The sequence below is a fragment of the Mesorhizobium sp. 01N446 genome (genome assembly GCF_056399285.1).
The window spans coordinates 99,962-120,305 of sequence record NZ_JBFTRA010000008.1; the positions used below are offsets into that span (position 1 = coordinate 99,962).

Below are 20,344 nucleotides of genomic sequence, written 5' to 3' on the forward strand. Positions count from 1 at the left end.
TCGCGAGATAAGCGGCCGGACGTCACGCGCTCTCTCTCCTTCTCCGTTATAGGAGAAGAGAAAAGATCCCTTCATGCCGGCCTTACAGTCAGGAAGGTGTTCCATTCCTCGCTGTTGCGGCCAATGTTGAAATCGTCCCTGAGAAGCACCAGCCCGGCGGCTTCGAGACGGGCCGCGAAGTCGTCCCTGCGCCAGTAGACCGTGTGATACTCGCCTGATGTCTCGCCATCGCCATTGCGCATCGATACGAGGAAGGCGCCGCCGGGCCGCAGCGACCGGGCTATCTTGCCGAGCACCTGATCGATCTGGTCGCGCGGCACATGGATCAGAACCGCGAGCGCCAGGACGGCGTCATAGGGGCCGCCGAGATCGTCGGTGAGGAGATCGAGAAGCTCACCGTGTTTGCCGCGCGCGGCCTGCAGTTCGAGAAACCGTTTTGTCGCGTCGGTACGGCGAACCTTGACGCCCAGGTCTTCCAGAAAGTCCGCATCGTATCCGGCTCCCGACCCGACTTCGAGAATCCGGCCTGACGTGCCGGCCATCGCCACAAACCGCTTCAGCGATGCCTGCTCTCTCTCGTTGGGAACATGCCGCACGATGGCATCGTAGCGATCGGCATAATCCTCATAGGCGCTGATCGTTTGGCGGCTCTTCTCCAGAGCTTGCGACAACTCATCCATCTTTCCCTCCCTTGCGTCCATGTGAGTCAAAAAACTTCTTCAGCGAATGGTGCCGGGAGGCACGTGTCCGTCGAGCACGCCGATATCGCGCAGGAAATGATCCGACAGCGAACGCTGGTCGAGCAGGCCGCGCCTGCGGGGTCTGAACGGCGCGGTAAAGAGGTCGAGCACCGGTCGGCGAAGCGTGTTGTAGAGGGTCATTGCCGTGGTCCTTTCGGGTTCGTGTTGATGACCAGAGCATGCCTGTTCGCGGCCTTGGATTCCAATCGAACGTCGCGTACCATGCATCAGGAGGATTGATGCGTCATGAGTTGGGAACTACCGCCCTTAGGGGCCATCCGGGTCTTTGAAGCCGCAGCCAGACTGGGCAGTTTCACCAAGGCGGCCGAAGAACTCGGCATGACCCAATCGGCGGCCAGCTATCAGATCAAGGTGCTGGAAGAACGTGCCGGAACGCCGCTTTTCATAAGAAAAACAAGGCAGATTGCCTTGACCGAGGCCGGCCAGCAGTTGGCGCCGCATGCTTCCGGCGCGTTCTCGGCGCTGGCGGATGCGTGGGTCGCCACCAAGGGCGGAGCGACCGGCGTGCTGTCGGTGACGACCATGGAAACCTTTGCGACGAACTGGCTGGCCGTGTGGCTCGGAACATTCCAGTTGATGCATCCCGATCTTGCGGTGAAGGTCAATACATCGCCCCGGCTGGTCGATTTCGTCCGCGAGGACATGGACATCGGCATCCGGACCGGCACCGGAAATTGGCCCGGTCTGACTGCGCACTATCTGTTCAAGGCCGACTACACGCCCATGCTCAGCCCAAAACTGGCCGAAAGCGTGGGCGGCATCCGCCGCCCCGAGGATCTCTACAAGGTGCCGCTGTGCTGCGCCGACGATCCCTGGTGGAAAATCTGGTTCGAAGCCGCCGGTGTGCCTTTCGAACCCGATCGCGTCATTGCGGGCCCGATGCTGGGTTCGCAGGCCTATGATGCAATGGCGGCTTTGACCGATCGGGGCGCGGCCATCCTCACCCGCAATATCTACAGCGCCCTGCTGGCGAACGGTCAGTTGATACAGCCGTTCGACGTCCTTGGATCCGACGGCGACGGCTATTGGCTGGTGCATCTGGAAAGCCGCCGCAACACACCGAAGATCAAGGTGTTCCGAGATTGGGTGCTGGCCCAGACCGCGGAGATTCGGGTGCAGGAAGCGCGCCAGACATAGGCTTGCAAGGCTCACTCGCGACAGAGGACCAGATGATCGATCACATAACCATCGAAGTGGGCGACCTGGAAAAGAGCAGGCTCTTCTACGAACGCGCTTTCGCGCCCTTGGGATATCGCCTGTCCTTCGGCAAGGAAGGCGTGTTCTGGGCCTTCGACGTCGGCAATGGCTGCCTGTTCGAAATCCAGCGAACCGGCGAGGCGCCGCCGCTCACCCATCTGCATGTTGCCTTCCGCGTCGGCAGCAAGGCAGAGGTCGATGCGTTCCACCAGTCGGCGCTGGCAGCCGGCGCCAAAGACAATGGCGCACCCGGCCCGCGTCCCGACTATGCGGTGAACTACTACGCCTGCTTCGTGCTCGACCCCGACGGCTACAACATCGAGGCGATGGTCAACGAGCCCGCGGCTGCATCCTAGGGCGCCAATAAGAGCCGAGGATGAAGGGTGATATGAATCTCGCTTCTTTCTGCCCTCGGCCAGCCACCCCGCGTTGCGCGCGGCCCGGCATCGGCAGATCGGTTGATCCAGATCAACGCGAACGCATCGCCCGTGCTGTCTCCTTGGCTATCATCCCAAGGAGAACGAACGTGTCGACTTACGACCTCATGGTTATCACCGCTGTCCTGCTCAGCTTCGCGTCATTTTCGGCAGTTCTGGCTTTCGCCACCTTCGACGAATCGCGTCGCCGTCACTCAAGGTAAGACGATCGGACCGGTTGGATGGGCGGCCATCCACACGATGAAGTGATATAGGTGCAATTTGACGGCGGATCAGATGAAATGACAACGTCTGGAAGATAACAACCGGGAAGCGGCCATGAGCGACGAAACCGACGACGACACCGACATCGTCAACCAGCTCGCCTATGTCAGGGCCGATCCCACCCAGCACGATACGATTACGCTCCTCACCATGATCGATGCCGCGATCGCCGAGATCATGGCATTGAGGAGACAGCTGCGGCTGAGCGAGGACAGGAATGCCGGGGGCAACCAGCTCCAATAGACGGCGGGACTGAGCGAAGGGCGACGCGAACCTAATCCGCGTCGGCCATCATCTGACGGCCGCCGCCGCCGGCCCAGGCGCGCCATTGCCGTTCATCACCATGAAAGACATTGAGGTCGATGCGGCCGGTCACGCCGTGCGACAGGCCTGAGCCGGAATACTGCCAGAACAGCCATTTGCGGCCGGGATAGACCTTTGACGGGTGCCGCGCCACCGCGCGCAGCCAGAACGGGTAGTCGAGGAAGGCGCCCTGGAGGTTGTCGCGATAGAAATCCGGCGCGGTGTAGATGATCGGACGCTGGCCGTAATGGCGTTCAAGCTTGTCCATGAACACCTGCATCTTCTCCAGCACCTTTTCGCGTGACGGGCGCCGCTTGCAGCTGGACTCGCCGTTCCACTCGACGTCGATCACCGGCGGCAGCGCACCATCGACCTTCGGCACATTGCGGATGAACCAGTCGGCCTGCTCGCCGGCGGTGCGGCACCAGTAGAAGAAATGATAGGCGCCGCGCTTCAGCCCGGCGGCATCGGCATTCCGCCAGTTCTTCATGAACATCGGATCGAGATGATCGCCGCCATCGGTCGCCTTGATGTAGGCGAAGTTGGCGCCCTGGGCTCGCAGCTTTTCCCAGTTCACGTCGCCTTGCCAGCGCGATACGTCGACGCCATGCACGGCAAGATGACGGGGCGACGAGCGGCCGAAATTGATCGGCTTGGCATCGCGAAAGCCGTAGCGCATGATTGATCCAGCAAACATGGGCGGCCCGTTGCGGCTCAATAACTTCGATGGCGACACCAACGCAGCCGCTTCGACCGGCGGCTCGACACTGTCGGGCAACTCAGGTGTCGTGAGCATCACCGTTTCTTCTTCCGCCAGGCCAAAAGGCCGAGCAGGTTCGTCCACGGGCGCTGCCTCGATTCGCTTATGTGCCTTGGCTTTGGCCACAGGGACAGATGCGATCGGCGCGCTTGGCCGCACCACCGAGCTGGTGGTTTCATTCGACGGCTTCTGCATGTCGAGCGCGTCCATGCCCGATGTCGACGAGCAGCCGGCGAGGCATAGCGATGCGATCACGAAACTGATGGCGCCTGGTAACCGCATCTGGACCTGTACTCAGAACACAACAGACCGAAGGCAACGGCCGACGGACAACCGGGCCAGTTATGAACGAGAAATTACCAATAAAGTTTGAATCAATTTTTTACCATGACTGTGACCCGTTTCAGACATCGCCATCGGCGGCGGCCCAGCCTTGACAGTGCCATGATGTGGCTGTTGAGACGGGAGGCGGCGTTTGGCGTCGGCATTTCCCACGAATCCCAAAAAGGCACCCGATGATTGCGTTGCAGCGGCTTCTCCCGACCCTCCTGCTCGCGGCCCTCTCCTGCGGCGGCGCGCTGCTGGCCGAGGCCGCGCATGCCAGCGCGCTGATCGTCGTCCCCCCCGGCAATCGCTCCGAGACGCAACCGCCGATACCGGATGCATCGGCGACGCGAACCCGCGCCTTCAAGACCACCTATGCGGAAAAATACGAGAAGATCGTCGCGCTGCTGAAACGCGAGAAGAAGCTGGTGGCGCATATCAAGCAGGTCGCGGCGGCTTACGATATCGACCCTATCCATATCGTCGGCGCGCTGGTCGGCGAACACACCTACAATGTGACGGCCGTCGGCTCGGTCCAGACCTATTATGTGAAGGCGCTGTCCTATTCCGGCCTCGACTTTGCCTTCCGCTACAAGGGCGTGCCGGTGCAGACCTTCGTGCAGCGGCCGGAATTCGCCGCCTGTGCGCAGGCGAAAGACAGCGCCACTCTGTGGAGCTGCCGCGACAGGGTCTGGGTCGAACATTTCCGCGGCAAGACCGTCGACGGCGTCGCCTATGACGCCCAGACCTTCCAGCAAGCCTTCTTCCAGCCCTTCTTCGCCGGCCAGACATTCGGCCTCGGCCAGATCAGCCCGCTGACCGCGCTCGAGGTCACCGATCTGGTCAACAGGGTCAGCGGCTACGACAAGCTCACGCCCGATCATCCGCAGGCGATCTATCGCGATGTCATGGATCCCGACCGCAGCATCGTCTACATCGCCGCGATCGTGCGCGACGCCATCGACGCCTACAAGGAACAGGGCTTCGACATCTCCGGCAATCCAGGCATCACCGCGACGCTCTACAATGTCGGCCAGCCCCGGCAGCGGGCCGCCGACCTGCGCGCGGCGGTTGCCGGCGGCAAGGGCCGCAAGCTGCCGGTCGAGAATTATTACGGCTGGCTCGTCAACGACAAGCTCGACGAACTCAGAAGCCTGCTCGACAGCGGCAGCTGATAGACGCTTTTAACAGGAGCTTGCGTGCAGTCGTTCATCGACCAGAGCGTTTGTTTCATCGAGAACCATCAGGCGTGGGCCGGTCTCGTGGTCGGGCTGCTGGCCTTCGGCGAGTCACTCGTGCTTGTCGGCATCCTCTTGCCCGGCACCACGGTGCTCATCATCGTCGGCGGCCTGGTCGGAGCCGGCATCGTCCAGCCTTTGCCCGTTCTTCTGGCCGCGATGATCGGGGCGGCACTCGGCGATACCATCTCCTATTTCCTCGGCAGATGGCTGGGACGGGGCGTCGTCCACAAATGGCCGCTCAACCGCTACCGCCGCGAGGTCGCCAGGGCACGGCTGTTCTTCCACCGCTATGGTTTTGCCGCGGTTTTCGTCGGCCGCTTCTTCGGCCCGGTCCGTGCCACCGTGCCGCTGGTCGCGGGCATGATGGGCATGCACCGGCGCCGCTTCCAGATCGCCAACATCCTGTCGGCGATCATCTGGGCGCCGGTCGTGCTGTCGCCGGGATGGCTGGTGGCCAAGGGCGCCGGCAGCGTCCCCGAGCTCGATGTGACCAGCCTGTTCGGGCTGGCGGCGATCGCCGTAGTCGCCTTGATCGTCGTTGCGGTGATCATTTTCAAGTTTCGGGGCAAAGGAACCGCCCGGGCCTAACCCCTCTTCCTGAACACCCCGATCATCGGCCCCAGATTCCAGTAATCGTCGTTGCGGCCGATCGCGGGCGCGAACAGGCTCGATATCGTGCCGTCGAGAAACAACGCATTGTCGCAGCCGAGCGCATCGCGGAACAGCCGGGCGAATGCATGGAAATTCACCGTGCCATTCGAAATGGCAAAGACCGCGACACCGTCCTTGCGCACCCCGACGCCGTCGCGGGTCTTGCGCGAGGTGCCGTCGGACTGGAATTTCGGATGGAGCTGGCCGTCGATCACCAGCATCGGTCCCGATTGCGTGGCGTAGTCGGTGGACGGCCGCTTCCTGACGAAGTCGCTTGTTGCCCGGACGGAGGCCTTGCCGCCGCTGATGTAGAAGATGCCATTCGGCTGCAGCGAAAAATTGCCGCTCCCCGATCCCGTCTTAACACCGGCCATTTCCTGGCCACGCTCGACATAGAGGCCGACCGGCCTGAGGTCGGGATGGTACATGCCGGCATTGATGGCGAACAGCATGGTGCGGCCGGCCGCGCGCTGGGCAGCGTCGAGATTGTGCAGCGATTGGAAAGGCTTGCCGGCCGGATCCTTCCAGAACAGCTCGATCGAGTACAGCTTCGGATCGACCTCACAGACGAGATAGCTGGTCGCCTCGAAGGCGAAGTCGCGGCACGGCGGCAGCGACACGAACCATTGGCTGAACGCTATTGTACCGGCGACGGCCTGCGGCAGCGCGGCTTTGATCAGGCCGAGCAGCAGGGGCGCCGAGTCGAGAAGTGTCAGAAAGTCCATGCGCCTGCGGATGCCAGCTTCAATCAGCTGTCGTGGTTATCACCACCTGCTGGCGCCATGGAAGACCGGCACGAAAGGATCGGACGTGGTTCACGCCCCGGACGCGGCGGAGCCGATCAGACTATTTGACGGCGCTGACCAGCTGTTCGTCGCCACCCAGGATGGAGACCCAGTGTCCGGTGTCGTCGCTCGCCTGCCGTTTCAGGTAGCGATAGCTGGTCTGGTTCCAGAGGCGGACCTTGTCGGTCAGATTGTCGAGGATGAAGTCGCCCTTGTCGGTGCGCACCGTCAGCACGGCGTGACCCTCGCCATCAGGCTTGCGGACCACCGTCATCAAGAGATTGGCTATGGCAATGCCCAGGCTGTTGAGCTCACGCCGCTTTTCCAGCGCGTAATCCTCGCAATCGCCAAAGCCGTTGTCCGGATAGGCCCACCACTCGTCCTTGCCGTAATTGTCCATGTCGCTCATCGGCTTGACGCGCGTGTTGACCGAGAGATTCACGGCAGAGATATCGTGCAGCAGCTTGCTGTTCAGGTGTTCCGGGACACCGTTGGGCGAGCGGATCGAGCATTCGGCGACATGGATCTTGCAAAAATCATAGTGGCCGATCGGCTGGGAGGTCGAGCCGCCGACGATCATGGAAGCAGGCGCGGCATAGGCCGAACCCGCCACCGAACAGAAAGCGGTCACGACAACCGCCAACCCCAGCCCCTTCGCCTTGCGGCGCCAACCCATCGAGGATGCCATCCGGCCCCACCCATCTGTTTTGTTAACAGAATGTTAAGGGCTGTTATATTCCGAAGTCAACCAACCCTGGCGATCACATCTCCGAGGGATCGACTCACGCGCTCAACTGGTGCCGTCACGCAACACTGGGCCGGCTAAGCCAGCCACCCCAACGCCAGGCCGAACAACAGGACGACGCCGAGCAGGCCGCGATAGATGACGAAAGGCCAGGCGGAGAAGCGTTCCAGCACCCGCATCAGCCCCCAGATGGCAAAGAAGGCGGAAATCGAGGCGACGACCAGCCCAGTGGCAAGAACCGACCAGCCATGGGCGTCGAGGTGAACCTTGTGCAGTTCCCACAGTTCCTTGAGACCGGCAAGCGCGATCGCCGGCAGCCCGAGCAGGAACGAGAAACGCGCCGCCTCGGCCCGCTTGAAGCCAAGCCCAAGCGCGGCCGTCAGGGTCGAGCCCGAGCGCGAGACGCCGGGGATCAGCGCGCCGATCTGCGCGACGCCGACAAGCAGCGCGTCGGCGAGCGAAGCTTCGCCGATCGTCCGCTTGTGGCGGGCGAAAATCTCGGCGAGCGCCAGCAGGATCGCCATGACTATACAGGACCAGCCGATCACGCTCAGGCTGCGCAGCGGCGAATTGCAGGCGTTGAGAACCCCCGATAACGCGACGCCGGCAATGACGATCGGGATCGTCGCCAGCACGATCCATGAAACCAGTTGGAAATGCCGGTCGGAAAAATCGCGGCGCACGAGAGCGTCGAGCGAGCCAAACAGGAGATCCCTGACATCACCCCAGAAATAGCTGATCACGGCGGCAAGGGCGGCAAGCTGCATGGCGGCGGAGAAGGCGGAGCCAGGGTCCTGCCAGCCGAGCACCGCCGGCACGATGCGCATATGGGCGGTCGAGGAAATCGGCAGCAATTCGGTGATGCCTTGCACAAGGCCGAGAAAAGCGACCTTGGCAAATCCCAGGCCGACAAAGCCGGTGTCTACGCCTTGAGTGCAGATGTCAGCCATGTCGAGCCTTTCTGTCGAATAGTCATGCGGGTCGATCCCCGCCGAGCAATAGTCTGGCGATCCCCGGAATCCTATTTACGGATTTGTAAGGCGCCGCTTGACAAGCCGCCCGTTCATATTATTCTCTGCTAATCTTACACTGTAAGTTAAATGACGGAGGAGAGCCGTGCCGACCGCCCTGTCAGAGTTACAGCCCCTGCCCGAACCGCACCCGCCTGGCATCGCGATCGAGGATGTCTCGCGCGACCTCAGCCGGATTATCGAGCGCGCGGAGGTGAACGCCTGGCTCGACCTCTATGCCGCCGCGCCGGCCGATTTCGCCGCAAGGCAAGGCCTTTCGATAGCGGGAGAAGGCGACCTCACCTGGACCACCTGCACGACGATCCCCTTCGTCCATTTCAACTGCGTGAAGAATTTCGGCGTCGACAGCCCGGCCTCGGAAAGCCGGCTCGACGCGCTGCTGGCGCATTATCGCGCCGCCGGCATTTCGCGACCCTGGTTCTATGTCAATCCGCACACCGAACCATCACGCCTGCGATGCTGGCTCGAGGCGCGCGGCCTGCAGCGCCAGGGTGGATGGGAGCGAATTTACCGCGAGGCCGAACCGCTCCCGTCCGAGCCGCTCTTCACGGTTGACGGGGTTTCGGTCGAACGCGTGACGAAGGTCTCGGCAAGCGACTGGGCCGGCTTCATCGACAGAAGCTACCGGTTGCCCACCTCGCCCTGGCTGCTGGCGCTGGTCGGCCGACAGGGCTGGCATCACTACATGGCCAGGCGGAATGGCGCGGTGGCGGCGGTGCGCTCGCTGTTCATCGGCGCCGACGGTGCGGCCTGGAGCGGCATCGAAGCGCCGGTGCCGGGCATCATGGCGCCGAGCTTCGACCTCGACGCGGTGCTTGGAGAAGCGCTGGTGCGAGACGGGATTGCGGCCGGCGCGAAACTGTTCGTCGCAGACATCGAGGCGCCGCACGAGGAGCGCGACGGCCCGGCCTATCGCAACTACGCACGGCTGGGCTTCAGAATCGCCTATTTCCGCAGCCATTACAGCTATTTGGCGCCTAGCTCCAACTGACCGCGCCTAACTGCGCAGCCATTGCTGGAAACACCTTTTGGCCACGATATGGGCTGGCGGAACGACCGGCAGATCGGCGCGCGTGTCATCGGTTGCCCTGCTGCGGGCCCGTTCGAGCAGCATGCGCACCTGTTCCGGGCGCACTCGGTCGCGCTCCATGACAAGCAGGACCATCGGATCGCTCAAAAGCTCGTCCAGGGTGCTGATGCTGTCGTTCATCCGTCGTCTCCTCGAATGCCGGCCCGCGCAGCATAGATAGGAAGACAATGATGGCCCACCAATGACGTTTTGCCGGCTATGGCGTGGTGTTTTGGATTAATTTTTGGTCATGGTTTCACCTTTCCCTTCTCCTCTTGAGGAGAAGGGAAACTTAGCCCGGGGGCGGAGCACCTTCGTGTTGCGGCAGGCCGTCATCGAGCACCACCCAGGGCTGTTTCGAGGCGGTGAAAATATGCATCTGCGGCCTGAAGAAAGTGGGATCGTCGAGCGAGCCGGTGGTGATGCCGATGATGCCGGCGGAGTCGCGCCGCGAAAACATCGTCGTGCCACAGCTTGGGCAAAACCCGCGCTTGAGATCGGGCGAAGTGTTCACGGTCGCCAGGGACCCCTCGATCGTCACGTCATCGATGCGAAACAGCACGCGCGCGTTGAAAGCTGCGCCGATCGCCTTCTGGCAAAGCCGGCAATGGCAGACCCGTTCGTTGATGGGCGCCGCGTCGGCGCTGTAGCGCACCGCTCCGCACAGGCACCCGCCCTGATATTTAGCCATCACCGTTATCCATGACGAGAGTGTGCGGTCGAGGTAAATGGCGAGACCGATTGGGTCAATTGAAAAGCTTTGATACAACGCCATCGATTACCGTGATGGGCGGAATTTCAGCCATGACGCAAGACATCGAGACCATCGGCATTGCGCATCTGTTCGGGCCGCCCTCGCCCGGTCGCGACCGCGCCGACGCCAGCATCATGGCCGCCGCCTCGGGCATCGGCTTCATGGCGGTCCGGGACTTTCCCGGCGACGCCTGGCTGACGCYGGACAACAGAGCGCGATTGCTACGCATCTTCGCCCTTCCGGATGCCGAGAAGCAGAAATTGCTGCGCTGGAATTTCGACCGCACCAGGAAGAACGTCTATCGTGGCTGGTTTCCGCAGCAGCCGACGGCCGTTTCCTACAAGGAAGGCATCGACATGGGCCCGGATATCGCCGCGGCGGCGCATGTTTCGCTATCCGACGATCCGTTGTGCGAGCCGACGCCCTTGCCGGCCGAGGACGCCTTGCCCGGCTGGCGTATGGCGGCAGCGGACTATTATCGAGCAATGGAGATGGTAGGCAACGCACTGATGCGGTCGATCGCGCGCGGGCTTGGCCTGCCGGAAACGATCTTCGACCCTTATTTCGAGCACGGCATTTCGACGCTGCGCCTGATCCGCTATCCCTTGCGTGACGCCAATGCCGGCATCGACATCTCCGGGCCTGACTTCTCAGTCGTCCACAAGGGCGAGACACGTACGATCATCGGCCGCGAGCATGCCGATTCCGGTTTCGTCACCTTGCTGGCGCAGGACGGCGTCGAAGGCCTGCAGGCCAAGAACCTCGCCGGCGAATGGATCGACGTGCCGCCCGCCAACGGCACGCTGGCGGTCAATTTCGGCCAGTTGCTGGAGCGCTGGTCCGGCGGGCGTGTGCGGGCGACGCGTCACCGGGTGATCGCACCGAAGACAGCACGGTTCTCAATCCCGTTTTTCTACGAACCGCGTGTCGATGCCGAGATCGCGCCCTTGCCACTGAGCGGCGCCGATCCCTTCGAGCCGTTTCTCTACGGCGACTATCTCTGGGAGTCCGCGACGAATTTCGTCGAGATGAGCGGCATCAAGCATTTGCGCCTGCCACGCCGCGCCAACGCTTCCTGAGCCCAGGCGCGATCGGACGAGCCGACGGAACACAACCCGACAAACCCGGCAACAAATTCTGGAGACCATTGCGATGAGAACCGCGAACCAACTCGCGTCAATGACGCTTGGCTTGCACCAGATAGGCGTCGATCTCGGTCTCGCCGAGCCACTTAGCCGCCTCCAGCCGATGCAGGCCTTCGACCAGGATGTGGCGCTTGCCGTCGTGGCGGACCTGGATCGGCGTCTTCATGCCGTTTTCCAGAATATCCTCGGCCAGATGCCGGACGGTTTCGGGGTGCAATGTCTTCTTGCGCGCCGTTGGCACGTAGATCTCGTCGACCTTGACCTTCTGCACTCTGAGCATTCTGGTTCCCAAGGCGGAGAATACCGCCTCGCCTGAGATAGTCGCTTTGCCTTGTGCGGCCAAGAGCGCGGTCAACGAATACCAAGCCCGAGCCGCCGGTTTGCCTGTCGTCGCGCATTTCGATATGGCGTCTCGCGATCTTCAACGAAGGCGCGGAACTCCATGAGCAAATCTCTCGTCACCTTTGTCGGTGTCGCGCATCCCTGGATGTGCGATGTGATGGGTCACATGAATGTGCGCCACTATGCGGCGATGTTCGACGATGCCAGTTTCCAGATTCTTGGCCATATCGCCGGACAGGACGGCAGCCAGGCCTCGGCAACCGGATGGGCCGATGTGCGCACCGAAATCGACTATCGCCATGAAACGAGAGCCGGATCGCTGCTGACCATCCGCTCGCATGTGGTGAAGATCGGGCGAACATCCATTACCTTCGAACAGGTGATGTCGGGATCGCTCGACGGCATCGTCCATGCATCGAGCCGGACGACCAGCGTGCGCTTCGACCTTGCCGCGCGTGTCTCGGTGGCGCTGGATGAGCCGATGCGCGGCCGTGCTGCGGCCTATCTCGTCGAGTAGATCAGCCGCGGCTGGTCAACCATTGTAGATCCGCTCCTCGAACGGCGTCTCGTCGATCAGCGCCTGCAGCCCGGACAGCAGCGCCTTTTCGGCGCGGTTCATCGCCTTGTCGGGATTGGTGAGCAGGAAAATATCGATGGCCGGCGGCGCGTCGTAGGGCGGCAGCCGCCACAGCGTGCCATCGGCCACGTCGCGTTGCGCCACATGCAGGGGCAGCGGCCCGATGCCGAGCCCAGCGATGATCATGCGCCGCACCTCCTCCAGGCTGGAGGACACGCCCACGACATCGGCATTCAGCCGGGCTTCGCTGCGCAGCAGGGCAACCGGCCGCAACGCGTCCGAAATATGGTCGGTCTGGAAGGAGACCGAAGGCTCGCCCCGCAGATCGTCAAGCGTCAGTCCGGTTTTCCCGTAGAGCCTGTGCTGTGGGCCGCAGAAGAAGCCGAAGAATTCGCGGTAGACCATCGCATAGTCCAGCGCCGGGTCGCGCTGGCTGACGAGGCAGATGCCGAAGGAGGCACGGCGTTCCCGCACCTGCTTGGCGACTTCGGTGCTTGCCGAAACCGAAATGGTGATGCTGGCGCGCGGATAATTGCGATGAAACTCCGCCAGCGCCCGATCGAACAGTGGTGAGACGACGTGGCTCGCGGTGGCTATCATGACGTGGCCGGTAACGTCGTCGCTAATCCCCCGCATCAAAAGCGGCAGCTGCGATATCGAGCCGAAGACCTCGACGCTCTGCTCATAGATCAGCCGCCCAACCTCGGTGAGTTCGAAGCGTGTCGCGTCGCGCTCGACCAGCCGGCGGCCAACCCTGTCCTCCAGGCGCCGCAAGGCGTTGCTGACGCTCGGCTGCTTGAGGTTGAGGCGCTCGGCGGCACGGGTGATGCTCTTCACCTCCGCGATGACGACGAACGTCCGCAGAAGGTTCCAGTCGAGGTCCCAGACCAGACGTTCGGGGCGCGGCAAAGCCATTCCTGAAATCTATGCTCCTTATTTCCATTATCTATTTGCGCAATGCTATCGCAAAGGCAATCCTCGGCCTCAGGAGAGCGCCCCAACGCCTCCCAAGAACAAGCCTTCGCGCTCCATCCAGAGGACCAGGAATTCAGATGAACAGACTATTTTCCAGCATTGCGGTCGCGGCGCTGCTGCTCGCGTCGGCCTTCACCGCCGTTTCGGCGCAGGCCGACGATCTCGAGAAGATCAAGGCGGCGGGCGAACTGAAGATTTCCATGAGCGGGCAGTATCCGCCGTTCAACTTCGTCAACGACCAGAACCAAGTCGTTGGCTTCGACGCCGACATCGGCAAGGCCATTGCCGAACGCATCGGCGTCAAGGGCACCATCATCACCACGGCCTGGGACGGCATCATCGCCGGGCTGCTGGCCAACAAATACGACACCGTGGTCGGCTCGATGACGATCACACCCGAGCGCGAGAAAGTGGTCGATTTCGTCGGCCCCTACTACCGTGCCGGCCGTGCGGTGTTCGTGAACCAGGATTCCAAGGTGCAGAGCCTCGACGAGCTCAAGGGCAAGACGCTCGGCGTAACGCTCGGCGAGACGCATGAGAAATGGGCGCGCGAACAGGCTGGCTGGGATGTCCGCACCTATAAGGGCCTGCCGGAACTGCTGCTGGAGTTGAAAGCGGGCCGTGTCGACGCCATCGTCGTCGACAACATTCCGGTCATGGTCGCCGTCAAGGAAACCGGCGAGAAGGTGCGCAAGCTCGACACACCCAACATCGAGGGCGGCAGCGTCGCCATCGGCATCGCCATCCGCAAGGACAATCCGGAGCTCAAGGCGGCCATGCAGAAGGCACTGGACGGCATGATGGCCGACGGCACCTACGAGAAGATCTCCAAGCAGTGGGTCGGCAGCGACATCCGCTAATTTCCTGAGGCCTCGGGCGACGCAAATTCGCCTGAGTCCAAAAGCCATTTCTGCCGGGCTATCCCCATGGATTTCTCCTTGATGAGCCGCGTCTTCCCGTTCTTCGTGGAAGCCGCGCTGGTGACGCTGGAACTGACAGTGCTGGCCCTGGTTCTCGGCCTGCTTGCGGCTGCCCTGGCCGCGGCCGCCAGGATGTCGAGGTCCGCGATCCTGCGTGCCGTTGGCACGGCCTATGTCAGCCTGTTTCGCGGCACGCCCTGCCTCATCCAGCTCTTCGTACTCTATTTCGGCGGTCCGCAGATCGGCATCAATCTGGATCCGTTCTCAGCGGGCGTGATCGGGCTTGGCCTCAACATCGGCGCCTATATGGCCGAATCGATCCGCGGCGCCGTGGTGGCGGTCGACCGGGGCCAGACCGAGGCTGCCCGCACGATCGGCTTCAGCCGTTTGCAGACCTTGCGCAAGGTCGTTCTGCCGCAGGCAGCACGCCTGATGATCCGGCCGCTTGGCGTCAATACGGTCGCGCTGCTGAAGGGCTCGGCATTGGTGTCCACCATCTCCGTTGTGGAGCTGACCTACACCGCCCAACGCTTCATCGGCTCGACCTACAAGCCGTTCGAGATCTTTGGCGTCGCGGCTCTGCTCTACATGGTCATGGTCTACGCCGTCGCCAGCATCGTCGATTTTCTCGACAAGCGCTTTGCAATCGTCTGATCGGAGAGCGCGATGCAAAGTCTCGATTTTACCGTCGTCGCGCCCTATTGGGACCTGCTGTTGACAGGTGCGTGGTGGACCGCCGTGCTGACCGTCTCAGCTGGAGGGTTGAGCTTCGTCTTCGGCATACTGTTTGCCGTCATCGTGCTCTATGCCCCGGCAATCCTCGCCTATCCCGTGCGCGCCTTCACGTGGCTGTTCATGGGCACGCCGCTCTTGCTGCAACTGTTCCTGATCTATTTCGGCCTGGTACAGGTCGGCATAGACATCCCGGCGCTCGCCGCCGGCATCGTCGGGCTTGGCCTGCATTTCGCCGTCTACAATGCCGATGTCATCCGCGCCGGCATCGTGGCGGTCGATGTCGGCCAGACCGAGGGTGCGCGCAGCATCGGCTTCGGCAAGTGGCAGACGCTGCGCTACGTCGTGATACCGCAAGCCATCCGCAACACGGCTCCGCCGATCGGCGGCAACCTGATCGCGCTGTTGAAGGAATCCTCCATCGTCTCGGTCATCGGTATCGCTGAGTTGGTCCATTCGGCCCAGCTGGCGATCAGCGAAACCTTCCGCCCCTTTGAGTTCTACATCACGGCCGCCGCGCTCTACTACGTTCTCAATCTCGTGCTCGAAGCGGGTCTGCGTCGCTTCGAACGCAATGTGGAGGTTTCCCGATGAGCTTGCGGCAGCCGATGGTCGAGGTTCGTGGTGCACGCAAATCCTTTGGCGCCGTCGAGGTCCTGAAGGGCATAGATTTGTCGGTCGAGCGTGGGCAGATCGTGGCGATCATCGGGCCGAGCGGCTCCGGCAAGAGCACGCTGCTGCGCTCGGTCAACCATCTTGAGACGTTGAACGGTGGCGAAGTCTGGCTGGATGGCATGCAGGTCAACCAGCCGCTTCGCGGCCAGGCTTTCGAAAGGCACATCAACAGGGTGCGCCAGCAGATGGGCATGGTGTTCCAGCACTTCAATCTGTTCCCGCACCTCACCGTCATCGAGAACATCACCATGGGGCCGGTGATCCTGAAAGGCATGGCGAAAGGCGAGGCCCGGGTTTTGGCGCATGGGCTTTTGTCCAAGGTCGGACTCGCCGACAAGATCGACGCCTATCCCTCCAGGCTTTCGGGCGGCCAGAAGCAGCGCGTAGCGATTGCGCGTGCGCTGGCCATGCAGCCCAAGGTGATGCTGTTCGACGAGGCCACCTCGGCGCTCGACCCGGAACTGGTCGACGAAGTCAACGCGGTGATGAAACAGCTTGCCGCCGAACACATGACCATGCTCATCGTAACGCATGAAATGCGCTTTGCCGGTGAGGTGGCCGACAGGGTGCTGTTCATGGATGGCGGCGTGGTCGTCGAGGAAGGCCCGCCGGCCGACATTTTCCGCGCGCCACAGAAGGAACGCACCCGCGGCTTTCTCAAGAAATATCTTTCCGCCTGAGTACGATGATGACCAGATTGCCTACGGAATTCCCCGATTTCGGACTGACGGCCGAGCAGCGCCGCCACGCGGTGCGCGGCCACTATTACGAGTGGCCAGGCATGGACGGCGAGCGCGGCGAGATCTGGTGCTACAGCGACCGGTTTTCCTATCGCGCCGGCGAGACAGTGACACTGCATGTCAGTTCGACGGCTCCGTCCTTCGGCATGACGATTATCCGCGACGGAGACGCCGAGACCAAGGTGTTCGAGAAATCGGGCATTGCGTCGCGCTGGCAGGACAGTCCGGACCAGTGCTCGGCCGAGGGCTGCGGTTGGGAAGCGTCGTTCGAATTCCGTGTCGGCAGCGACTGGCCGTCCGGCGCCTACCGGGTGACGTTGACCGCAGACGGGCGCGACGGCAAGCCGATCCACAGCCACCACCTTTTCATCGTCTCTCCGCAGCCAGGCAGGAAGCCAGGCCGCGTGCTGCAGGTGGCGGCGACGGGCACCTGGCTTGCCTACAACACCTGGGGCGGCTCCAACCACTATCAGGGCATCACCGGTCCCGACCGCAATCAGTATTCGCCCATCGTGTCGACGCAACGCCCCTGGTGTCGTGGCTTCGTCGTGCTGCCCAAGAATGCGCCGCGCGTGCCGCTGGAGGTCGCCGTGCCGCCAAAGACGGTGCCACGCTACCCCCACATGGAATGGGCGCTGGCCACCGGCCATTCGAAGAAATACGCCTCGTCCGGCTGGGCGAGCTATGACAGCCACTTCTTCCGGTTCGCCGAACGGGCCGGCTACGAAGTCGATCTGGCGAGCCAGCATGACCTGCATTTCTCGCCCGACATTCTCGACGGCTATGACTGCGCGGTCTTCGTCGGCCATGACGAATACTGGACCTGGGAAATGCGCGACGCAGTCGACAGCTACGTCGAGCGCGGCGGCCATGCGGCGCGCTTTGCCGGTAATTTCATGTGGCAGACGCGGCTGGAGGACGAGGGTCGTCGGCAGGTCTGCTACAAATACCGCGCGCGCAAGGAGGATCCCGCCTATCTCCAAGGCGGCGACGTCACCCGCGCCACCAATTCCTGGGAAGCGCCGGAAATCGGCCGGTCTGGCTCGTCGACCTTCGGCCTCAACGCCACGCGCGGCGTCTATGCCGGCTGGGGCGGCTGCGCGCCGCGCGGCGTGCGTGGCTTTCCGGTCTACCGGCCGGAACACTGGGCCTTTGCCGGCACCGGCATCTACTATGGCGACTTGCTCGGCGCCGAGAGCCATGTCTATGGCTACGAGGTCGACGGGCTCGACTTCGAAATCCGTGGCGGCCTGCCCTATCCCACCGCGACCAGCGGCGCGCCGGACGGCTTGCAGGTTCTGGCCGTCGGCATGGCGTCCCAGGTCGAGGAGAGCGCCGACATTCCGATCGAGGACCAGTTCCTCACCGATGAGGACGGTCGCTTCACCGCCGAGACGCTGTTTGGCGAGGCAAGCGATGCCAATCTTGAAAAAGTCAAACGCGGCAATGGCATGATCGTCAATTTCCCGCGCGGCAAGGGCGAGGTGTTCCACGCCGGAAGCTGCGAATGGGTGGCCGGCCTGCTAAGACAAGACCCGATGGTCGAACGCGTCACGCAGAATGTTCTCGATCGCTACCTTGGAAAGTCCTGACATGTCGAAGATCCAGACCGCCGCTCAAGTCACCGAGGCGCGCCGAGAATCGCATCTGTTCTATTTGTCCAGCCTGCGCCGGCCGCTGATCGACCGCGCCGAGGGCATCTATATGTGGACGCAGGACGGCCGCCGCTTCATCGACGGCTCGAGCGGGCCGATGGTCGCCAATATCGGCCATTCCAACCGCAATGTTCTCGACGCCATGAAGCGCCAGATGGACCGTGCCACCTTCGCCTACCGGCTGCATTTCGAGAACGAGCCGGCGGAAGAACTCGCGCGGGAACTGGCCGGAAAGCTGCCGGAAGGCATGGACCGCATCTTCTTCGTCTCGGGCGGCTCGGAGGCGACGGAATCCTGCATCAAGCTGGCGCGACAATGGGCTGTCGCCACCGGTCAGGCCAGCCGCTGGAAGGTGATCACGCGGTTTCCCTCCTATCATGGCGGCACACTGGGTTCGCTGTCGATCACCGGCGACGACGCGCTGTCCGAGACTTTTGAGCCGATGATGCGGGTGATGCCAACCGTGCCGGCGCCGACCGCCTGGCGCGACCGCGACAATCTTTCGATGGAACAGCGCGGCGTCCGCTATGCCGACATGCTGGAAGAGAAGATTCTTGCCGAAGGGCCGGAAAGTGTCGTGGCCTTCATCATGGAACCGATTGGCGGTGCCGCGACCGCGGCCCTTGTCGCGCCGGACAGCTACTATGCGCGCATCCGCGAGATCTGCGACCGCTACGGTATCCTGCTTATCCACGATGAAGTCATGAGCGGCGCCGGCCGCACAGGCAAATTCCTCGGCGGCGACCACTGGAACTGCAAGCCGGACATCGTCGCGCTGTCGAAGGGGTTGGGCTCTGGCTATGCGCCGCTCGGCGCGCTGGCCGCGCCGATGCGGCTGGTGCAGCCGCTGCTCGCCTCCGGCGGCTTCCAGCATGGCCATACCTATGCCGGCAATCCGCTGGCCTGCGCCGCCGGCCTTGCCGTGGTTGGCGAAATGGACCGGCTCGACCTGATTACCAATGCGGCCGCCATGGGCGACGTGCTGATGGACGGGCTGAAGGGGCTGGCGAAGCGCTTTCCGTTCATCGCCGACGTGCGCGGCAAGGGCCTGCTGACCGGCGCCGAAATGGTCGGCGATCCCGAGACGCTGCGGCCGATCGACCAGGGCAAGAAAGCCACTCAGCGGCTGCTCGACCTCGCCTATGAGCGCGGGCTGATCATCTATGGCCGCCGCGTCAAAGGCGGCGTCGACGGCGACAATTTCATGGTCGCGCCACCGATGATCGTCACCAGCGAACAGCTCGGCGAGATCATTTCCATCATCGGTGACTCGCTGGAGGCCCTGGCGTCAGAACTCGACCTGCCGGTCGAAGGCCGGGGGTAAAGGAATGGCGCCGCGAAAAGTCATCATCACCTGCGCCGTCACCGGCTCGGTGCACACGCCATCGATGTCGCCCTACCTGCCGGTGACGCCGGACCAGATCGCTTCGGATGCCATCGCCGCGGCCGAAGCCGGCGCCTCGATCCTGCATCTGCATGCACGGGACCCCAGGGATGGCCGGCCGACCGCCGATCCCGACGTCTTCATGCAGTTCCTGCCGCGTATCAAGCAAGCGAGCGATGCGGTGATCAACATCACCACCGGCGGCTCTTCCTTGATGACGCTGGACCAGCGATTGGCAGCCCCCTTGCGGGCGGAGCCAGAAATGTGCTCGCTCAACATGGGCTCGATGAATTTTGCGCTGTTTCCGATGCTCGACAAGCCACGCGAATGGCAGCACGAGTGGGAGCCGAAGCTGCTCGAAGCCACGCGCGACACCATCTTCAAGAACACTTTCGCCGATATGGAAGGCGTGCTTGAAAGGCTGGGCAAGGGGTGCGGCACGCGCTTCGAATTCGAATGCTACGATGTCGGCCACCTCTATTCACTGGCGCATTTCCGCGACCGCGGGCTGGTGTCGGGACCGCTGTTCATCCAGTTCGTGCTCGGCATTCTGGGCGGCATCGGCGCCGATCCGGACAATCTCATCCACATGAAGCGCATCGCCGACAAATTGTTCGGCGACAGCTACCAGTTCTCGGTGCTCGCTGCCGGCCGCCAGCAGATGCCGCTGATCTCGATCGCCGCGGCGATGGGCGGCAATGTCCGTGTCGGCCTGGAAGACAGTCTCTACGATGGCCGCCAGCTGGCGAAATCCAATGCCGACCAGGTGCGCCGTATCCGTGGCATTCTCGATGGCCTGTCACTGGAGGTTGCCACGCCGGCCGAGGCGCGTCAGATGCTGGCGCTGAAGGGTGGCGACAGGGTGGCTTTCTAGAAG

General features: G+C 62.7%; 25 protein-coding genes. 15 read left to right on the forward strand and 10 right to left on the reverse strand.

Going from position 1 to position 20,344, the window contains the following annotated elements; translation table 11 throughout:
* Nucleotides 1–71 precede the first annotated feature (71 nt).
* Nucleotides 72–680 carry a class I SAM-dependent DNA methyltransferase gene (locus tag AC1DPX_RS26210; RefSeq protein ID WP_477240233.1) on the reverse strand — a complete coding sequence of 203 codons (609 nt, stop codon included), beginning with the start codon at nt 678–680 and terminating at the stop codon, nt 72–74.
* A gap of 39 nt (nt 681–719) precedes the next feature.
* Nucleotides 720–881 carry a hypothetical protein gene (locus AC1DPX_RS26215; protein WP_202354622.1) on the reverse strand — a complete coding sequence of 54 codons (162 nt, stop codon included), beginning with the start codon at nt 879–881 and terminating at the stop codon, nt 720–722.
* Nucleotides 882–986: 105 nt separating this feature from the next.
* Between AC1DPX_RS26215 and AC1DPX_RS26220 the strand changes: the two genes are divergently transcribed.
* The 3 genes from AC1DPX_RS26220 to AC1DPX_RS26230 all read left to right on the forward strand — a co-directional run bounded on the left by AC1DPX_RS26220 (nt 987) and on the right by AC1DPX_RS26230 (nt 2,902).
* Complete coding sequence (locus tag AC1DPX_RS26220) at nt 987–1,898, forward strand: LysR substrate-binding domain-containing protein (RefSeq protein ID WP_477240235.1); 912 nt, start codon at nt 987–989, stop codon at nt 1,896–1,898.
* Nucleotides 1,899–1,930: 32 nt separating this feature from the next.
* Nucleotides 1,931–2,314, forward strand: coding sequence for a VOC family protein (locus AC1DPX_RS26225; RefSeq protein WP_477240237.1), 384 nt, complete (start codon nt 1,931–1,933; stop codon nt 2,312–2,314).
* 399 nt (nt 2,315–2,713) lie between these two features.
* Nucleotides 2,714–2,902, forward strand: coding sequence for a hypothetical protein (locus AC1DPX_RS26230; RefSeq protein ID WP_477240239.1), 189 nt, complete (start codon nt 2,714–2,716; stop codon nt 2,900–2,902).
* Between the two features lie 31 nt (nt 2,903–2,933).
* On the opposite strand, the gene AC1DPX_RS26235 is transcribed toward AC1DPX_RS26230, so the two are convergent.
* On the reverse strand, nt 2,934–4,004 hold the full coding sequence (locus AC1DPX_RS26235) for a glycoside hydrolase family 25 protein (RefSeq protein WP_202354626.1): 1,071 nt from the start codon (nt 4,002–4,004) through the stop codon (nt 2,934–2,936).
* Nucleotides 4,005–4,237: 233 nt separating this feature from the next.
* Between AC1DPX_RS26235 and AC1DPX_RS26240 the strand changes: the two genes are divergently transcribed.
* Together AC1DPX_RS26240 and AC1DPX_RS26245 are read left to right on the forward strand one after the other, a co-directional pair.
* Nucleotides 4,238–5,221 carry a DUF1402 family protein gene (locus tag AC1DPX_RS26240; RefSeq protein WP_477240241.1) on the forward strand — a complete coding sequence of 328 codons (984 nt, stop codon included), beginning with the start codon at nt 4,238–4,240 and terminating at the stop codon, nt 5,219–5,221.
* A 24-nt stretch (nt 5,222–5,245) separates the two neighbouring features.
* Complete coding sequence (locus AC1DPX_RS26245) at nt 5,246–5,875, forward strand: DedA family protein (RefSeq protein ID WP_477240243.1); 630 nt, start codon at nt 5,246–5,248, stop codon at nt 5,873–5,875.
* Here the strand turns inward: AC1DPX_RS26245 and AC1DPX_RS26250 are convergent.
* The 3 genes from AC1DPX_RS26250 to AC1DPX_RS26260 form a co-directional block, all read right to left on the reverse strand.
* A complete protein-coding gene (locus tag AC1DPX_RS26250; RefSeq protein ID WP_202354628.1) occupies nt 5,872–6,663 on the reverse strand; it encodes a phosphodiester glycosidase family protein in 792 nt (263 codons plus the stop codon). The genes AC1DPX_RS26245 and AC1DPX_RS26250 overlap by 4 nt on opposite strands.
* A gap of 121 nt (nt 6,664–6,784) precedes the next feature.
* Complete coding sequence (locus AC1DPX_RS26255) at nt 6,785–7,411, reverse strand: transglutaminase-like cysteine peptidase (RefSeq protein WP_477240245.1); 627 nt, start codon at nt 7,409–7,411, stop codon at nt 6,785–6,787.
* Nucleotides 7,412–7,545: 134 nt separating this feature from the next.
* Entirely contained in the window at nt 7,546–8,418 is an 873-nt protein-coding gene (locus tag AC1DPX_RS26260) for an undecaprenyl-diphosphate phosphatase (RefSeq protein ID WP_202354630.1), read from the reverse strand.
* Nucleotides 8,419–8,584: 166 nt separating this feature from the next.
* On the opposite strand from AC1DPX_RS26260, the gene AC1DPX_RS26265 reads away from it, so the two are divergent.
* Nucleotides 8,585–9,490, forward strand: a complete 906-nt coding sequence (locus tag AC1DPX_RS26265; protein ID WP_202354631.1) for a hypothetical protein — start codon at nt 8,585–8,587, stop codon at nt 9,488–9,490.
* 6 nt (nt 9,491–9,496) lie between these two features.
* Here the strand turns inward: AC1DPX_RS26265 and AC1DPX_RS26270 are convergent, their stop codons facing one another.
* Both AC1DPX_RS26270 and AC1DPX_RS26275 read right to left on the reverse strand, forming a co-directional pair.
* Nucleotides 9,497–9,709, reverse strand: a complete 213-nt coding sequence (locus AC1DPX_RS26270) for a hypothetical protein (protein WP_477240247.1) — start codon at nt 9,707–9,709, stop codon at nt 9,497–9,499.
* A gap of 151 nt (nt 9,710–9,860) precedes the next feature.
* On the reverse strand, nt 9,861–10,259 hold the full coding sequence (locus tag AC1DPX_RS26275) for a GFA family protein (protein ID WP_202354633.1): 399 nt from the start codon (nt 10,257–10,259) through the stop codon (nt 9,861–9,863).
* Between the two features lie 113 nt (nt 10,260–10,372).
* Here AC1DPX_RS26275 and AC1DPX_RS26280 point away from each other — a divergent pair, with 113 nt between their 5' ends.
* Nucleotides 10,373–11,401: an isopenicillin N synthase family dioxygenase gene (locus tag AC1DPX_RS26280; protein WP_477240249.1), complete on the forward strand. Its 1,029-nt coding sequence runs from the start codon at nt 10,373–10,375 to the stop codon at nt 11,399–11,401.
* Nucleotides 11,402–11,498: 97 nt separating this feature from the next.
* On the opposite strand, the gene AC1DPX_RS26285 is transcribed toward AC1DPX_RS26280, so the two are convergent.
* Complete coding sequence (locus tag AC1DPX_RS26285; RefSeq protein ID WP_023669061.1) at nt 11,499–11,747, reverse strand: ParB N-terminal domain-containing protein; 249 nt, start codon at nt 11,745–11,747, stop codon at nt 11,499–11,501.
* A gap of 162 nt (nt 11,748–11,909) precedes the next feature.
* On the opposite strand from AC1DPX_RS26285, the gene AC1DPX_RS26290 reads away from it, so the two are divergent.
* Nucleotides 11,910–12,326 (forward strand): acyl-CoA thioesterase, encoded by a 417-nt coding sequence (locus tag AC1DPX_RS26290; protein WP_477240251.1) that lies wholly within the window; start codon nt 11,910–11,912, stop codon nt 12,324–12,326.
* Nucleotides 12,327–12,341: 15 nt separating this feature from the next.
* Here the strand turns inward: AC1DPX_RS26290 and AC1DPX_RS26295 are convergent, their stop codons facing one another.
* Nucleotides 12,342–13,301, reverse strand: a complete 960-nt coding sequence (locus AC1DPX_RS26295) for a LysR family transcriptional regulator (protein WP_477240253.1) — start codon at nt 13,299–13,301, stop codon at nt 12,342–12,344.
* A 137-nt stretch (nt 13,302–13,438) separates the two neighbouring features.
* Here AC1DPX_RS26295 and AC1DPX_RS26300 point away from each other — a divergent pair, with 137 nt between their 5' ends.
* The 7 genes from AC1DPX_RS26300 to kce all read left to right on the forward strand — a co-directional run bounded on the left by AC1DPX_RS26300 (nt 13,439) and on the right by kce (nt 20,341).
* Nucleotides 13,439–14,221, forward strand: a complete 783-nt coding sequence (locus AC1DPX_RS26300; RefSeq protein WP_477240255.1) for an ABC transporter substrate-binding protein — start codon at nt 13,439–13,441, stop codon at nt 14,219–14,221.
* 66 nt (nt 14,222–14,287) lie between these two features.
* Nucleotides 14,288–14,935, forward strand: a complete 648-nt coding sequence (locus tag AC1DPX_RS26305) for an amino acid ABC transporter permease (RefSeq protein ID WP_202354638.1) — start codon at nt 14,288–14,290, stop codon at nt 14,933–14,935.
* Between the two features lie 12 nt (nt 14,936–14,947).
* Nucleotides 14,948–15,607 carry an amino acid ABC transporter permease gene (locus tag AC1DPX_RS26310; RefSeq protein WP_477240257.1) on the forward strand — a complete coding sequence of 220 codons (660 nt, stop codon included), beginning with the start codon at nt 14,948–14,950 and terminating at the stop codon, nt 15,605–15,607.
* Nucleotides 15,604–16,368, forward strand: a complete 765-nt coding sequence (locus AC1DPX_RS26315; RefSeq protein ID WP_477240259.1) for an amino acid ABC transporter ATP-binding protein — start codon at nt 15,604–15,606, stop codon at nt 16,366–16,368. Before AC1DPX_RS26310 ends, AC1DPX_RS26315 begins: the two co-directional genes overlap by 4 nt.
* A gap of 8 nt (nt 16,369–16,376) precedes the next feature.
* Nucleotides 16,377–18,020 carry a N,N-dimethylformamidase beta subunit family domain-containing protein gene (locus AC1DPX_RS26320; protein ID WP_477240261.1) on the forward strand — a complete coding sequence of 548 codons (1,644 nt, stop codon included), beginning with the start codon at nt 16,377–16,379 and terminating at the stop codon, nt 18,018–18,020.
* 1 nt (nt 18,021) lies between these two features.
* Nucleotides 18,022–19,407, forward strand: coding sequence for an aminotransferase family protein (locus tag AC1DPX_RS26325; RefSeq protein ID WP_477240263.1), 1,386 nt, complete (start codon nt 18,022–18,024; stop codon nt 19,405–19,407).
* Nucleotides 19,408–19,411: 4 nt separating this feature from the next.
* Entirely contained in the window at nt 19,412–20,341 is a 930-nt protein-coding gene (kce, locus tag AC1DPX_RS26330; RefSeq protein ID WP_202354642.1) for a 3,5-dioxohexanoate:acetyl-CoA acetone transferase, read from the forward strand.
* Nucleotides 20,342–20,344 lie beyond the last annotated feature (3 nt).